The organism is Paraburkholderia sp. Cy-641, from assembly GCF_011752945.1.
Taxonomy (GTDB): Bacteria; Pseudomonadota; Gammaproteobacteria; order Burkholderiales; family Burkholderiaceae; genus Paraburkholderia.
The window spans coordinates 1-14,749 of the sequence record NZ_VWWM01000006.1; the positions used below are offsets into that span (position 1 = coordinate 1).

The 14,749-nt window shown below is 65.1% G+C and carries 15 protein-coding genes; 4 read left to right on the top strand and 11 right to left on the bottom strand.

The genetic code is table 11. The features are described from left to right. Positions 1–143 precede the first annotated feature (143 nt). From F3J20_RS04700 to argB, 6 genes are all read right to left on the bottom strand, one after another. Entirely contained in the window at positions 144–1,538 is a 1,395-nt protein-coding gene (locus F3J20_RS04700; protein ID WP_167282213.1) for an AmpG family muropeptide MFS transporter, read from the bottom strand. Between the two features lie 14 nt (positions 1,539–1,552). Next, positions 1,553–2,161, bottom strand: coding sequence for a methionine biosynthesis protein MetW (gene metW / locus F3J20_RS04705; RefSeq protein WP_167042152.1), 609 nt, complete (start codon positions 2,159–2,161; stop codon positions 1,553–1,555). Continuing rightward, positions 2,158–3,303 carry a homoserine O-acetyltransferase gene (locus F3J20_RS04710; RefSeq protein ID WP_167042154.1) on the bottom strand — a complete coding sequence of 382 codons (1,146 nt, stop codon included), beginning with the start codon at positions 3,301–3,303 and terminating at the stop codon, positions 2,158–2,160. The genes metW and F3J20_RS04710 overlap by 4 nt, the downstream gene beginning before the upstream one ends. Positions 3,304–3,627: 324 nt before the next feature. Further along, positions 3,628–4,347 carry a nucleoid occlusion factor SlmA gene (gene slmA, locus F3J20_RS04715; protein WP_167282215.1) on the bottom strand — a complete coding sequence of 240 codons (720 nt, stop codon included), beginning with the start codon at positions 4,345–4,347 and terminating at the stop codon, positions 3,628–3,630. 36 nt (positions 4,348–4,383) lie between these two features. Further along, positions 4,384–5,151, bottom strand: coding sequence for a pyrimidine 5'-nucleotidase (locus F3J20_RS04720; RefSeq protein ID WP_167282217.1), 768 nt, complete (start codon positions 5,149–5,151; stop codon positions 4,384–4,386). 297 nt (positions 5,152–5,448) lie between these two features. Then, a complete protein-coding gene (argB, locus tag F3J20_RS04725; RefSeq protein WP_167042160.1) occupies positions 5,449–6,348 on the bottom strand; it encodes an acetylglutamate kinase in 900 nt (299 codons plus the stop codon). Between the two features lie 167 nt (positions 6,349–6,515). On the opposite strand from argB, the gene F3J20_RS04730 reads away from it, so the two are divergent. Genes F3J20_RS04730 through F3J20_RS04745 form a run of 4 tightly spaced genes read left to right on the top strand, consistent with a single transcriptional unit; the run spans position 6,516 to position 8,707 of the window. Further along, positions 6,516–6,686, top strand: coding sequence for a hypothetical protein (locus F3J20_RS04730; RefSeq protein WP_167282209.1), 171 nt, complete (start codon positions 6,516–6,518; stop codon positions 6,684–6,686). Beyond that, positions 6,628–6,858: a cysteine-rich CWC family protein gene (locus F3J20_RS04735; RefSeq protein WP_167282345.1), complete on the top strand. Its 231-nt coding sequence runs from the start codon at positions 6,628–6,630 to the stop codon at positions 6,856–6,858. The genes F3J20_RS04730 and F3J20_RS04735 overlap by 59 nt, the downstream gene beginning before the upstream one ends. Next, positions 6,858–8,168 carry an ATP-binding protein gene (locus tag F3J20_RS04740; protein ID WP_167282343.1) on the top strand — a complete coding sequence of 437 codons (1,311 nt, stop codon included), beginning with the start codon at positions 6,858–6,860 and terminating at the stop codon, positions 8,166–8,168. The genes F3J20_RS04735 and F3J20_RS04740 overlap by 1 nt, the downstream gene beginning before the upstream one ends. Next, positions 8,165–8,707, top strand: a complete 543-nt coding sequence (locus F3J20_RS04745) for a response regulator transcription factor (RefSeq protein WP_167042162.1) — start codon at positions 8,165–8,167, stop codon at positions 8,705–8,707. The genes F3J20_RS04740 and F3J20_RS04745 overlap by 4 nt, the downstream gene beginning before the upstream one ends. A 156-nt stretch (positions 8,708–8,863) precedes the next feature. Here F3J20_RS04745 and hslU read toward each other — a convergent pair whose 3' ends face one another. The 5 genes from hslU to F3J20_RS04770 form a co-directional block, all read right to left on the bottom strand. Further along, on the bottom strand, positions 8,864–10,210 hold the full coding sequence (gene hslU / locus F3J20_RS04750) for an ATP-dependent protease ATPase subunit HslU (RefSeq protein ID WP_167282219.1): 1,347 nt from the start codon (positions 10,208–10,210) through the stop codon (positions 8,864–8,866). A gap of 9 nt (positions 10,211–10,219) precedes the next feature. Continuing rightward, a complete protein-coding gene (gene hslV / locus F3J20_RS04755; protein WP_013088078.1) occupies positions 10,220–10,756 on the bottom strand; it encodes an ATP-dependent protease subunit HslV in 537 nt (178 codons plus the stop codon). A 368-nt stretch (positions 10,757–11,124) separates the two neighbouring features. After that, positions 11,125–11,544: an RNA polymerase-binding protein DksA gene (gene dksA / locus F3J20_RS04760; protein ID WP_008923580.1), complete on the bottom strand. Its 420-nt coding sequence runs from the start codon at positions 11,542–11,544 to the stop codon at positions 11,125–11,127. 690 nt (positions 11,545–12,234) lie between these two features. Next, positions 12,235–13,323, bottom strand: a complete 1,089-nt coding sequence (locus F3J20_RS04765; RefSeq protein ID WP_167282221.1) for a GTP-binding protein — start codon at positions 13,321–13,323, stop codon at positions 12,235–12,237. Between the two features lie 222 nt (positions 13,324–13,545). Continuing rightward, on the bottom strand, positions 13,546–14,748 hold the full coding sequence (locus tag F3J20_RS04770; protein ID WP_167282223.1) for a class I SAM-dependent rRNA methyltransferase: 1,203 nt from the start codon (positions 14,746–14,748) through the stop codon (positions 13,546–13,548). Position 14,749: the final 1 nt, after the last annotated feature.

The following is a 14,749-nucleotide window of genomic DNA, read 5'->3' on the forward strand; positions in this document are numbered from 1 at the left end:
CGCGGCGCATGCGCCCGGCGGCAGCGCCAGCGTCATGCCCGCGCAGCCGAGCAGCCATACCGCGCATCGCGCCGCGCGGCCTGCCTCGACCGGGAAAGCGCGCGCCGCCGCGAAGCGCCGCATGCGTGTGATAAGCGTGACTGTCACGGCCGGGTTCTCCACGGCGCGATGCGCAGCAACAGCAGCATGCCGGGCACGGCCAGCGCGGTGCACACGAGGAAGTAGTCGAACCAGCCGATCTTCGCGACGACGTAGCCGCTCGCCGCCGACGCCAGCGTGCGCGGCACCGAGGCGAGGCTCGTGAACAGCGCGAACTGTGTCGCCGTGTAGCGCGGATCGGTGGTGCTCGCGATGTAGGCAGTGAACGCGGCCATCGTCAGGCCGGTCGCGAAGGTCTCGAAGCCGTAGACGAGCGCGAGCGCGACCGAGCGCGGATCGAGCTGCACCGACCAGTCGATGCCGACGAACGCGAGCAGCTTCGTCGTGCCCTGGCTGATTGCGACCGCGATGTCGTAAATCGCGGCGAGACCGGGCGAAGCCGGGCCGAGATGCGCGAGCCATGCGAAGCCGAGCGTCGATACGATCTGCAGCAAACCGAAAATCCACAGGCCGCGGCCAATGCCGATTTTCATCAGCCAGATGCCGCCGACGATACCGCCCGCGAGACTCGCGCCGAATGCCGTGGTCTTCGCGATCACGCCGATCTGCGTGCGCGAAAAACCGATGTCGAGGAAAAACGACGTGGACAGCGTGGTCGCCATCGTATCGCCGAGCTTGTACAGAAAGATGAAACCGAGCACGAAGAGCGCGCCGCGCCAGCCGTCGCGCTGAATGAATTCCCTGAACGGTTCGACGATCGCCTCGCGCAGATTCTTCGGCGGCTTGCCGTGCACCTCGGGCTCGCGCACCAGCAGCGTCATCAGAACGCCCGGCAGCATGAACGCGGCCGTCACGATGAACACGGTGCTCCACGGCAAATGATCGGACAGAATCAGCGCGAGCGAGCCGGGCACGAGCGCCGCGATCTTGTACGCGTTCACGTGCACCGCATTGCCTAGGCCCTGCTGCGTGTCGCTGAGCAATTCACGCCGGTACGCGTCGATCACGATGTCGGAACTCGCGCCGAAGAACGCGACCAGCGCGGTCAGCGCCGCGACGGTCCAGATCGATTCGCGTGGCGACACGAAGCCGAGCGTTGCCATGGCGCCCGCCACGAGCAACTGCGTGACGAGCATCCAGCCGCGCCGCCTGCCCGGACGCCAGCCCGGCAGACGCGGCACGTAGCGGTCCATCAGCGGCGCCCAGACGAACTTCCATGTGTAGGGAAACTGGATCAGCGCAAAGAGGCCGATTTCCTTCAGATTGACGCCTTCGGAGCGCAGCCACGCCTGCACGAGATAGACGAGCGTAAACAGCGGCAGTCCCGACGTGAAGCCGAGAAAGACGCAGATCAGCATGCGCGTATTCAAAAACGCGCGCCAGCCGGGATGTTCTTCGTGAGCGGTAAGTGCGGGCGCCTCGTGCGGCGGGTTCGACATGTGGATAACTAAGCTTAGCTTTTCGTGACGCGATAGACCGCAAGACTACCACGCCAGTTCACGCCCCAACGTACCACCTGCCCGTCGTGCAGCACGACGCGATCGAGAATTTCGATGCCGACCTCGGGCGCGAGCGCTTCGAAGTCCTTGATGGTCAGCACGCGCACGTTCGGCGTGTTGTGCCATTGATAAGGCAGCGACTTCGACACCGGCATGCGCCCGTTCAGCACCGACAGCCGATGCGCCCAGTAGCCGAAATTCGGAAACGAGACGATGCATTCCTTGCCGACGCGCACGGTCTCGCGCAGGATCGCGGCGGTCTGATGAATCGTTTGCAGTGTCTGCGACAGGATCGCGAAATCGAAGCTGCCGTCTTCGAAGAGACGCAGGCCGTCTTCGAGATTCTGCTGGATCACGTTGATGCCGTTCTGCGTCGCCGCGAGCACGCCCGCGTCGTTGATCTCGATGCCGTAGCCCTGCACGTCGAGTTCCTCGTTCAGCAGCGACAGCAGCGAGCCGTCGCCGCAGCCGAGGTCGAGCACGCTCGCGCGCGGCTCGACCCAGCGGGCGATCGCGCGGAAGTCCGGGCGCGACGCCAGGTAATCAAGGGCTCGCTGGTTCATGCGTTCACCTCGTTGGCAATGCGTTCGTAATAGGCGCGCAGCAGGTTGTGATAGCGCGCGTCGTCGAGCAGGAAGGCGTCGTGACCGTGCGGCGCGTCGATCTCCGCGTAGGTGACCGTGCGCTTGTGGTCGAGCAGCGCCTTCACGAGTTCGCGCGAGCGCGCCGGCGCGAAACGCCAGTCGGTCGAGAAGCTCGCGATCAGATACTTGGCCGTGGTGTGCGCGAGCGCGGCGGTCAGGTCGCCGGCGAAGGCCTTGGCCGGATCGAAGTAGTCGAGCGCGCGCGTGATCAGCAGGTAGGTGTTCGCGTCGAAGTAGTCGGCGAACTTGTCGCCCTGGTAGCGCAGATACGACTCCACTTCGAATTCGACGTCGAAGTTGAAGTTGTAGTCGTCGAGCGCGCCTTCCGCGCGGCGCAGCGAGCGGCCGAATTTCTCGGCCATGTCGTCGTCCGAGAGATACGTGATGTGGCCGATCATGCGCGCGACGCGTAAGCCCCGCTTCGGCTTCACGCCGTGCGCGTAGTAGTCGCCGCCGTGGAAGTCGGGGTCCGACAGGATCGCCGAGCGCGCGACCTCGTTGAACGCGATGTTCTGCGCGGAGAGCTTCGGCGTCGACGCGACCACGATGCAATGCGCGACGCGCTCCGGATACATCATGCTCCACGCGAGCGCCTGCATGCCGCCGAGGCTGCCGCCCATCACGGCGGCAAAGCGCGTGATGCCGAACGTGTCGGCGACGCGCGCCTGGGCGTTGACCCAGTCTTCCACCGTGACGACCGGAAACGTCGCGCCATACGGCTTGCCGGTGGCGGGGTCGAGGCTCATCGGCCCGGTCGAACCGAAGCACGAGCCGAGGTTGTTCACGCCGATCACGAAGAATTTGTCGGTATCGAGCGGCTTGCCGGGGCCGACCATGTTGTCCCACCAGCCGACGTCTTTCGGATTGTCGGCGTAGACGCCCGCCACGTGATGCGATGCGTTGAGCGCGTGGCACACGAGCACCGCATTGCTGCGCGCGGCATTGAGCGTGCCGTAGGTCTCGACCATCAGGTCGTAGCCGGCGAGCGAGCTACCGTTGCGCAATGGCAGCGGCTCGGTGAAATGCATTTTTTGGGGAGCGACGATGCCGATGGATTCCATTCATTCCGCCATTGGGTCAACAGGGCGGCTAAACGGCGTCGGCGATGCACGGAGGAGAAGGCTGTGTGCGCAGCTGACGACCTCTTTAGCCGCATTTATAGTGAACCGCGGGCCGTTGGCCAGTGGTTCGCGCGCCCGCAATCGAGTCAGCAAATCGGCGCGTGGAAAGGTGTGAAGCAAGGGGTAAAGCCGGGTGCAGCGTGTTCGGAATGCCTTGGCGCGGTCCGTTGTGCATCGACGGGCCGCGGCGGCATCAGGCGCAAAGTATAGCGGAAAATTCCGCGCGACAGCGGCGCGGGCAGACCGCGGAGACGACTGAAAGAACTACTGAAGAATCAGCAGCAGTTGCGCCTCTGCGTGTTCGGCGGGCGGGCGCGCGAAACCGCTGCGCACATAGCGGTGCCAGCGGCCGATCACGTAGCTCAGGAGCAGGCTCGCGCGGATCGTGGGATCGTAGCCGGCGGGCAGCGTGGCGTGTGTCGTGGCGTCCGGCTCGGCGGGTTGATCCGCGTGAGCGTGCGCACTGGCGAGTTCTTCCGTTTGCGCGAGCCGCAGGCACTGCTTCAGCGAGGCCTCGACGCGTTCGAGCATCTGGTTCACGCGCTCGGTCAGCCGCTCGTGTTCACCGACCAGCGCCTCGCAGGTCAGCACGCGCGTCATGCCGGGATTCTTCGCGGGGAAATTGAGCAGCATCAGCGCGATCGAACGCGCTTGCAGCACGCCGTTGCTTTCGTGGCTGGTGATCTGATTGATGAGCCCGAAGAGCGTCTGCTCGATGAACTCGATCAGTCCTTCGAACATTTGCGCCTTGCTCGCGAAGTGCCGGTACAGCGCCGCTTCCGACACGCCGATCCGGGCGGCGAGCGCCGCCGTGGTGATCTTCTCGCCCTTCGGCGCTTCGAGCATGCCCGCGAGCGTTTGCAGGATATGCACGCGGCGCTCGCCCGGTTTCGGGCGTGGTGCGCGTGTGGCGGTGGGCGCGGCCGCGGGCGCCGCGGGGGAGCGTTCGGCTAAGGCTTCGTGAGGCTTGTCGATCGGCTGCATGGCTGTCCCCCGGCTGCTGTGGTGGCGGCTTCGTGGCTACTGTCCCGGCTTGCGTCCCTTCCATCGAACCGAGCGGGTGCCCAGTCGTAGCGATTTTAACGAACGAATGCTGCGGTCGACATAATGCGGCCGGCCGGTGCCCGGCAGGCGCGTCGGCACGCCGTCCGCGTGCGGGCGGCGCGGCAGGTGGCCGGTGATCCACACCGTGCGGATGCCGAGCCGCCGGTAGTTCTTCAGGTGCGAGCGCGTGTCTTCGACGAGGATCGCGTCTTTCAGCGACACGTGCGCGTCGCGCATTGCACGGCGCAGCATCGCGTGATCGGGCTTCGCGCGCCACTGGCGGCGGTCGCGCATGTGTTCGATCGCGATCACGCGTTCGAACAGCCGTTCGATGCGCAGTTCGGCCAGCACCGCGCGCGCGTATGCTTCGGGCGCGTTGGTCAGCACGATCTTGCGGCCCGGCAGCGCCGCGACGAGGCGCGCGACGCCGCGTTCGTGGCGGATCATCGAGCCGAGATCGGGGAAAGTGTGCACGACCTTCAGGAAGTCGTGCGCGTCGAGCGGATGGTGGCGCGTGAGGCCGAGCAGCGCGGCGCCGTAGCGCTGCGTGTAGCCGGTGCGCAGACGGTTCGCCTCGTCGATGTCCACGTGCAGCGCGTCGATGATGTACTGCGTCATCCCGTGATTGATCGCCGGGAAAATGGCGTGCGATGCGCGGTGCAGCGTGTTGTCGAGGTCGAACAGCCAGACGGGCTTGCCGCCCGCGATGTTGGGACGGCGGCGCCGTGAAGTGGAGGTGCGCATGGTGGAGACCTTCAGGCGCTGACGGGCGCTTCATGCCGCCAAGGCGGCCGGCCGGTTTGCCGCGGGGAAGCTGGGGCGCCCGGATGCAAGCACGGTGGCGGCACGAGGCGGGCGGTGTTACTCGTGTTGCCGTCCGCCGGTCGTGCCGGCGGGACGAACCGAATGGTTTGCGCGGGCGCCTGTAACGCCGTTGCGGCCACCGCGACCGCTGTTGCGGCATACCGGCGCGATCCACACAACCGGCCAGCCGCGCCGTCCGGCACACGCGCCGCGTGTGGCCGGTGCTCGGCGCCGGAATCAATGCGAGCGGATCATCGTGCCGAACGGCTGTTCGGTCAGGATTTCCAGCAGCACCGAATGCTCGATGCGGCCGTCGATGATGTGCACCGAGCGCACGCCGCTCTTCGCCGCGTCGAGTGCGGACGAGATTTTCGGCAGCATGCCGCCGGAGATCGTACCGTCTTCGAACAGGCCGTCGATTTCGCGCGCCGACAGATCGGTCAGCAGATTGCCTTCCTTGTCCATCACGCCGGGGATGTTGGTCATCATTACGAGCTTTTCGGCGTTCAGCACGACCGCCAGCTTGCCCGCGACGAGGTCCGCGTTGATGTTGTACGACAGGCCGTCTTCGCCGGTGCCGATCGGCGAGATGACCGGAATGAACGCGTCGTCCTGCAATGCCTTCACCACGGCCGGGTTGATCGACTCGACCTCGCCCACCTGGCCGATGTCCACGTACTGGCCCGGATTGTCGCGATCCGGCATCAGCATCTTGCGCGCGTGGATCAGGCCGCCGTCCTTGCCGGTCAGGCCGACCGCGTGGCCGCCGAAGTGGTTGATCAGCATCACGATGTCCTGCTGCACCTCGCCGCCGAGCACCCATTCGACGACTTCCATCGTCTCTTCGTCGGTGACGCGCATGCCCTGGATGAACGTGCCCTGTTTGCCGATTTTCTTCAGTGCCTGGTCGATTTGCGGACCGCCGCCGTGCACGATGACCGGATTGATGCCGACCAGCTTCAGCAGAATCACGTCGCGCGCGAAGCCCTGCTTCAGGCGTTCCTCGGTCATGGCGTTGCCGCCGTATTTGATGACCACGGTCTTGCCGTGGTACTGGCGGATGTAGGGCAGCGCCTCGGCCAGAATTTCGGCCTTCAGGGTGGGCGCAATCTGCGAGAGGTCGGGAAGCTCGGACATGGCGGCAGGCTCGGGCAGGAAACAGTTAAAACAGCGCGAATTGTACAGGACTGGCGCGCTGCAACAGGGTTTTCCGCAACGGCGCGAGCGACGGGCAGGGCGCGATTGGCGTACCGCACCAGGACCACTTTCGCGGACGAAGCGAGGAGCAAGCTTAACGCGCCTGCATGACGGCTGTGAATCAGCCGGATGGCCGATGCACCGGCGCTGCCGATCGTGGCATCATTTCCCGAGCGATGCCTTTGGCGGCGTCCTTCCGCAATCCTCTTCCGGTCTGCAATGAACGCATCTTCTTCCGTCCGTTCCGGGCACAGCGCGCGCTGTTCGCGCTGCGGTAGCGCATTCGACTGCGGCATGCATGCGCAGCCGTTCGATTGCTGGTGCCGCGAGTTGCAACCGCTGCCGGCCGAACGGCTCGATCCGGCGAGCCGCTGTCTGTGCCCGGAATGTCTGGTCGCGGAGATCGCGCGCGCGAGGCAAGGAGAGTCCGGGACCGAGCAACGCCGATGATGCACCGAATCACCAACACCGGCCGGGTCAATCTCGGTCATCTGTTCTGGCTGCGCAGCCTCGCGATCATCGGTCAGCTGGTGACTATCGCGTTCGTGCAGATCTTCATCGGCGTGAATCTGCCGTTGCCGGCGATGCTGCTCGTCATCACGCTCGAAGTTCTGTTCAACGCGCTCACGTGGTGGCGCGTTGCGCAGCAGCGGCCCGAGTCCAACATGGAGCTGTTCGGGCAAATATGGGTCGATCTCGGCGTGCTGTCCGCGCTGCTGTTTCTCTCGGGCGGCACGACTAATCCGTTCGTTTCGCTCTATCTCCCTTCGCTCGCGATCGCCGCGGCCGTGCTGCCCTGGCGTCTGATGGCCTGGCTCGCGGCATTCGCGGTCGCCTGCTATGCGGTGCTCGGTTTCGATTCCGTGCCGCTCAATCTCGACAATCCCGCGAACCTGTTCGAGTACTACCGCGCCGGCATGTGGGTCAACTTCATGGTGAGCGTCGGGCTGATCGCATGGTTCGTCGCGCGCATGTCGCGCGCGCTGCGGCTACGTGACGCAGCGCTCGGAGAAGCGCAGCAGCGCTTGCTTCACGACGAACGCGCGGTCGCGCTCGGCGTGCAGGCGGCTACCGTGGCTCACGAAATCGGTACGCCTCTGTCTACAATCGCCATGTTGTCCGAAGAATTGCGCGACGCGGCGCGCACCGACGCGGGGCTCGCGCCCTACAGCGCGGATCTCGAACTGCTCGAGCAGCAGATGACGCTCTGCACGTCCGCGCTCGCGCGTCTGCGCAGCCGCGCAACGACCACGACGAACCGCCAGCCGGTCGGCGAATGGCTCGAATCGTTTGCCGAGCAGTGGCGCCTGCGTCATCCGCACGTGAGGTTCGAGCGGATCGGCGCTCCGCCCGCGGACGCGAGCATCGACGATATGGTCGCCGTCGGCCAGATCCTGACGATCCTGCTCGACAACGCCGCGCGCGCGAGCCGCGATCACGTCACGCTGTCCTGCGCGCTCGCGGCGCGCGGCGATCAGATCGAGTTCGACGTGTGCGACGCGGGCCCGGGCATTCCGGCCGCGTTGCGCGGCTCGCTCGGCGCGATGCCGGTGGAGAGCACGCAGGGCGGACACGGCGTGGGGCTGTACCTGGCCTTCTCGGCGGCGGCGCGTCTGCGGGGCTCGATCGAGCTGACCGACGTCAAGGCGGCCAAACCGCGCGGCACGCGCGCGGTGCTACGGCTGCCGCTGGCCGGGCGCAAATTTTCCGGCGCGAGCCCACGAGGCGCCGCGCCATCCAATACGGAGAAACAGGCATGAGCGAAAAGAATTTTCTGGTGATCGACGACGACGAAGTGTTCTCCGGCATCCTTGCGCGCGGTTTGACGCGGCGCGGCTACACCGTGAGCGAAGCGCACAACGCGGACGAAGCGATCAGGCTGGCGAATCAGCAGAAGTTCAGCGAGATCACGGTCGACCTGCATCTCGGCGACGATTCCGGTCTCACGCTCGTGGCGCCCTTGCGCGATCTGCAACCCGATGCGCGCATGCTCGTGCTGACCGGCTATGCAAGCATCGCGACCGCGGTGCAGGCCGTGAAGGACGGCGCGGACAACTACCTCGCGAAGCCCGCCAATGTCGAGACGATTCTGTCGGCGCTGCAAAGCGAGGCGAGCGCGGTGCAGGCCGAAGAAGCGATCGAGAATCCACAGCCGCTGTCGGTTGCGCGGCTCGAATGGGAGCATATCCAGCGCGTGCTCGCGGAAAACGGCGGCAATATTTCGGCTACGGCGCGTGCTTTGAACATGCATCGGCGGACTTTGCAGCGCAAGCTCGCGAAGCGGCCGGTCAGGCAGTAGGCGGTACGGTAGGGCGAGGCGCGCGCGCTCGGCGTGGCGCGCGCGGTTCGAGGCGCTGCGACCACGTAGTGATGGTGAGCGGCATAAAACAAAACGGGCTGCCTTGTTGAAGGCCGCCCGTTTTTTCATGCATCGGCTTCGAGCGCGATTACGCGATCACAGCACGTAGCGGGACAGATCTTCGTCTTCCGCGACTTCGTTCAGCGCGCGATCGACATACGCCGCGTCGATCTGCACCGTGCGGCCCGAATGATTGCCGGCCGAGAACGACACTTCTTCGAGCAGTTTTTCGATGACCGTATAGAGACGCCGCGCGCCGATGTTCTCGGTCTTTTCGTTCACCGAGTACGCGATTTCGGCGAGACGGCGAATGCCGTCGTCGGCGAATTCGAGGTGCACGTCTTCGGTGGCGAGCAGTGCCTGGTATTGCTTGACGAGGCTCGCATCCGTCGAGACGAGAATCGACTCGAAGTCGTTGACCGACAGCGAATCGAGTTCGACGCGAATCGGGAAGCGCCCTTGCAGCTCGGGGATCAGATCGCTCGGTTTGGCGAGATGGAACGCGCCGCTCGCAATGAACAGGATGTGATCGGTCTTCACCATGCCGTACTTGGTGTTGATCGTCGTGCCTTCGACGAGCGGCAGCAGATCGCGCTGCACGCCCTGACGCGACACCTCGCCGCCGCCGCCTTCGTTGCGCGACGCGATCTTGTCGATCTCGTCGAGAAACACGATGCCGTTCTGCTCGACGTTCTGCACCGCCTTGGTCTTCACTTCCTCGTCGTTCAGCATCTTGCCGGCTTCTTCGTCGGTGAGCACCTTCAGCGCTTCCTTGACCTTCATCTTGCGGCGCGTCTTCTTGCCGCCGCCGATGTTGGCGAACATCGAGCGGATCTGCTCGGTCATGTCTTCCATGCCCGGCGGCCCCATGATGTCCATGCCGACCTGCGGCTGCTCGACGTCGAGCTCGATTTCCTTGTCGTCGAGCATGCCTTCGCGCAGGCGCTTGCGGAACGTCTGACGCGTGGCGCCGCCTTCGTCGGCGGTGTCGGCCGCGCCCGAACCCGAGCCGAAGCCGACCGCGCGCGCGCTCGGCAGCAGGATGTCGAGAATGCGGTCTTCGGCGAGGTCGCCGGCCTTGGTGCGCACCTTGCGCATTTCGGTTTCGCGGGTCTGCTTGACCGAGATTTCGATCAGGTCGCGCACGATGCTGTCGACGTCGCGGCCCACGTAGCCGACTTCGGTGAACTTGGTCGCTTCGATCTTGATGAACGGCGCGTCGGCGAGCTTGGCGAGGCGCCGCGCGATTTCGGTCTTGCCGACGCCGGTCGGTCCGATCATCAGGATGTTCTTCGGCGTGATTTCCTGGCGCAGCGGCTCTTCGACCTGCTGACGGCGCCAGCGGTTGCGCAGCGCGACAGCCACGGCTTTTTTCGCGCGGCCTTGGCCGATGATGTGTTTGTCGAGTTCGGAGACGATCTCGGCAGGGGTCATGGTGCTCATCGTGGGTCCTTACTCGATCGTCTCAATGACGCGGTTGTGGTTCGTGTAGATGCACATGTCGCCGGCGATTTCGAGCGACTTTTCCACGATGTCGCGCGGCGAGAGTTCGGTGTTGTCGGCGAGCGCCTTCGCGGCTGCCTGCGCATACGCGCCGCCCGAGCCGATCGCGCAGATGCCGCCTTCGGGGTCGAGCACGTCGCCATTGCCGGTGATGACGAGCGTGGTGGTGGCGTCCGCGGTAATCAGCATGGCTTCGAGGCGGCGCAGCATGCGGTCGGTGCGCCAGTCTTTGGCCAGCTCGACGGCCGCGCGCGTGAGATTGCCCTGATGCTTTTCCAGCTTCGCTTCGAAGCGATCGAGCAGCGAGAAGGCGTCGGCCGTGCCGCCGGCGAAGCCGACCAGCACCTTGCCGTTGTAGATGCGCCGGACCTTCTTCGCGCCGCCTTTCATGACGATGTTGCCGAGGGTCACCTGGCCGTCGCCGCCGAGCGCGACCTTGTTGCCGCGGCGCACGGAAACGATCGTCGTGCCGTGAAATTGCTCCATATGCGTTCCTCTTTGCAAAACGGGTAGGACGCGATAGCGCGGCGCGCTACCGCATGAATCCTGTCAGCGGACGGCGCGCCGGCCGGCGCGCTCGTGAGCGCATGTCCGGTCTATTTTAGGGCGTGCGCGCCCATATCAAGATCGGCCAAAAGGCATAGGACGAAAAACAGGAAGCGTGGCGCGAGGGGGGCGCGAACGGCGGGCCGGGCACGGCGGCGGCTCGCGGCGGGAAGGTGGTGGCACCGGAAGGACCGCACCGAATGGACGACAAAAAAGACGACACCAAAAGAAAAGGCGCACGGCTTACCGTGCGCCTCTCGACGAAGCAGCGTTGTGGGGCGCGCGGCCGCAGCCCGCGCCGCCGGCGTTCAGTCGCCGAACAGCTTCTGGCGCAGTTCGCGGCGCTCCTGGGCTTCGAGCGACAGCGTGGCCGTGGGCCGCGCGAGCAGACGCGGAATGCCGATCGGCTCGCCGGTTTCTTCGCACCAGCCGTAATCGCCCGCCTCGATGCGCGCGATCGATTGCTGCACCTTCTTCAGCAGCTTGCGCTCGCGGTCGCGCGTGCGCAGTTCGAGCGCATGCTCTTCCTCGATCGTCGCGCGGTCGGCCGGGTCCGGCACGATGACCGTTTCGCGCAGATTTTCGGTCGTCTGGCCGGCATTGCGGAGAATGTCCGCCTGCAACTGTTCGAGCCTGTTCTTGAAGAAGGCGAGCTGATCCTCATTCATGTAATCCTTGTCGCTCATCTTCAGGATTTCGGCTTCGGTCAAGAGTCGTTTCGTCGTCATCTGGCTTACTTCTTCAATGTGGGGCAAAACTCTTACATAGTGCCCGCACTCTCGTATTGCCCGCACAGGCATTGCGCGGACGCACAGCGCCGGGTGGCCACGAACGTTGGGCTGTCGTGACGCCGAAGCGCCTCGCGACCACGCGCCGGGCGTTGCTAGCTACGCCGCTGCGGGGCCGAACTCCTCTGGAAACCGATTCTCACATGCTCCCGAGGCATCGCTTGCCGGCAAGCGCGTGCCCTTTCGGGCCATGCTCGCCGACGTTTTCGGCGTGTCTCCGGACAAGATTTTCCGGCGCCATTTCAGGCCCGCCGCGGGATACGCGCGACCGGGCAATTCGTTGTCATTCTCCAGTGGGCCCGTATTGTAACTGAATCACAATACGGCACCGCAACTGGCGGAAATCTGTCTGTGGCGCATTGATATCCTGAAAATATAACGCGCACAAGGCCAAAAAGCGATGGTCGTGCGCTGTTTGATACAACAGGGTTTTCACGCGCTTTTCATACTATTGGCTTTCGACTGGCTTGGGCACCGCCGAGCCGTGCTTTTAGCAGAGGGTTGCGGCCCGGTGCCGCGATGCGCGGCGAGCGCCCCGGCACACCGTGGCCATGACACGCACTGCCTGCCGCACGGCGCGCGCGGCAGGCCATGTACCTTCCCGGGCCCGCCAGGGAGCGGGGCGGCCGCTCAGGCGAGACAGGCGTCGAGCCCGTCGGTGATGAGGTCGCGCGGCAGTTCGATGCCGATGAACACCATCTTGTTGGTCTTCTTCTCGGCGGGCTGCCATTTCGCGGCGAGGTCGCTGCCCATCATCTGGTGCACGCCCTGGAACACGACCTTGCGATCGACGCCCTTCATATACAGCACGCCCTTGTAGCGCAGCAGATGCTCGCCGTAGATCTGCAGGATGCCGCCGAGGAAGTCTTCGAGCTTGTTCGCATCGAACGGGCGGTCGCTGCGGTACACGAACGACTTGATCTTGTCGTCGTGGTGCGCGTGGTGGTGATGCCCGTGATCGTGGCCTTCGTGGTCGCAATGGCCGTGCTCGTGATCGCAGTTCGCGTGGTCGGCGTGCGTGTGGCCGTGCTCGTCGTGCGCATGCGCGTGGCTGTGCGCGTGCTCGTCTTCGGTGAGGAAGTCCGGATCGATTTCGAGCTTCGAATTGAGGTTGAAGCCGCGCAGATCGAAGATTTCCTTGATGTCCGCCTCGCCGAAATTGACGACCTTGATCGCCGCCTTCGGGTTCATGTGCAGCAGACGGTGGCGCAGATCGGCCACGTGCTGTTCGTCGACGAGATCGGCCTTCGTGACGAACAGGCGGTCGGCGAAACCGACCTGGCGCTGCACCACTTCGTGTTCGTCGAGCTGATGGTTCGCGTGCTTCGCGTCGACCAGCGTGATGATCGCGTCGAGCAGGAATTCGCCCGCGATCTGGTCGTCCATGAAGAAGGTTTGCGCGACCGGGCCCGGATTCGCGAGGCCGGTGGTTTCGATCACGACGCGGTCGAAGTCCACTTCGCCGGACTGCTTCTTCGCGGCCAGATCGCCCAGCACGCGCGAGAGGTCGCCGCGAATCGTGCAGCAGATGCAGCCGTTGCTCATCTGGATGATCTGCTCGTTGCTGTCCTGCACGAGGATGTCGTTGTCGATGTTCTCTTCGCCGAACTCGTTCTCGATGACGGCGATCTTCATGCCGTGCTTTTCGTTCAGGATGCGCTTGAGCAGAGTGGTTTTGCCGCTGCCGAGAAAGCCGGTCAGGATGGTGACGGGGATCATGTAGGTCGCCTGTAAGTCGTAAAACGGTGCGTACTCGAACGCTAGCCTGAGCTAGCCGGATGCGTGGGCCGGGCGCGGCGGCCGCATGGCGCGCAGCCCGTCTGGCCGGTTATTGAAACATATTTGCCGGGCGGGCGCAGGTCGGGGCCGTTTGCGCCCACGACGGCCAACCCGCGCCGATGCTGCCGCCGGCGCCTGCAATCCGCCCGTAAATAGGGGCGATCAGGCGATTTGCAACAGCAGACCCTTCAGGTATTCACCCTCGGGGAAAGCCGTGAGCAGCGGATGGTCGACGCCCGCGCCGAGCCGCTTGAGAATGCGCGCGTCGACGCGGGCGTCGGCGGCCGCGCCGGAGACGATCTTCTGGAACAGCTCGGGGTCGATCGCGCCGGAGCACGAGTAGGTGAACAGCAGGCCGCCCGGGCGCAGCAGCTTCAGGCCGGTCAGGTTGATGTCCTTGTAGGCGCGCGAGGCGCGATCCACGTGCTCGCGCGACGGCGCGAATTTCGGCGGATCGAGCACGATCAGATCGAAGCGCTCGCCTTCGTCGTAGAGGCGACGCAGCGTCTTGAACGCGTCGGCGTCGAGCCATGTGGCGCGTGCCGCGTCGAAGCCGTTGGCGGCGACGTTCTGCTGCGCGAGCGCCAGCGCTTCGCCCGACGAATCGACCGACACCACGCGCTTGGCTCCCCCCTTCAATGCCGCGAGCGAAAAGCCGCCGGTGTAGCAGAAGCAGTTCAGCACGTCGCGATCCTGCGCGAGCTGCTGCACGAGCAGGCGGTTGTCGCGCTGATCGACGTAGAAGCCGGTCTTATGGCCGTTGCGCACGTCGACGTGATAGCGCACGCCGTTTTCGCTCGCGATCAGCCGGTCCGACGGCGGTTCGCCCGCGAGCACGCCGGTGATCTGTTCGAGCCCTTCCTTCTGGCGGATCGAGACGTCCGAGCGTTCGTAGACGTTCGGGCAGCCGGTCGCGCCGACCAGCGCCGCGACGATCGCCTCTTTCCACGCCTCGACGCCCGCCGCCATGAACTGGCAGACGAGCTGGCTGCGCTGGCCCGCATCCTCGGCGACGTAGTGATCGACGATCAGACCGGGCAGGCCGTCCGCTTCGCCGAAAATCAGCCGTACCGCGCCGGTGTCGCGCACCATCGCGCGACGATGCGCGAGCGCGCGCTGCACGCGGCGCTTGAAGAACGCGTGATCGATCGGCTCGGCTTCGTCGAAGCTCCAGACGCGCGCGCGGATCTGCGAGTGCGGGCTGTACGCGGCGCGTGCGAGAAAGCGGCCGTCGCGCGCGCGCACGAGCACGGTCGCACCCGGCTCGGGGTGGCCGTCGACGTGATCGATCGCGTTGGCATAGACCCATGGGTGGCGGCGCAGCAGCGATTTTTCTTTCGACGGTTTGAGCGTAACGGTATTCATC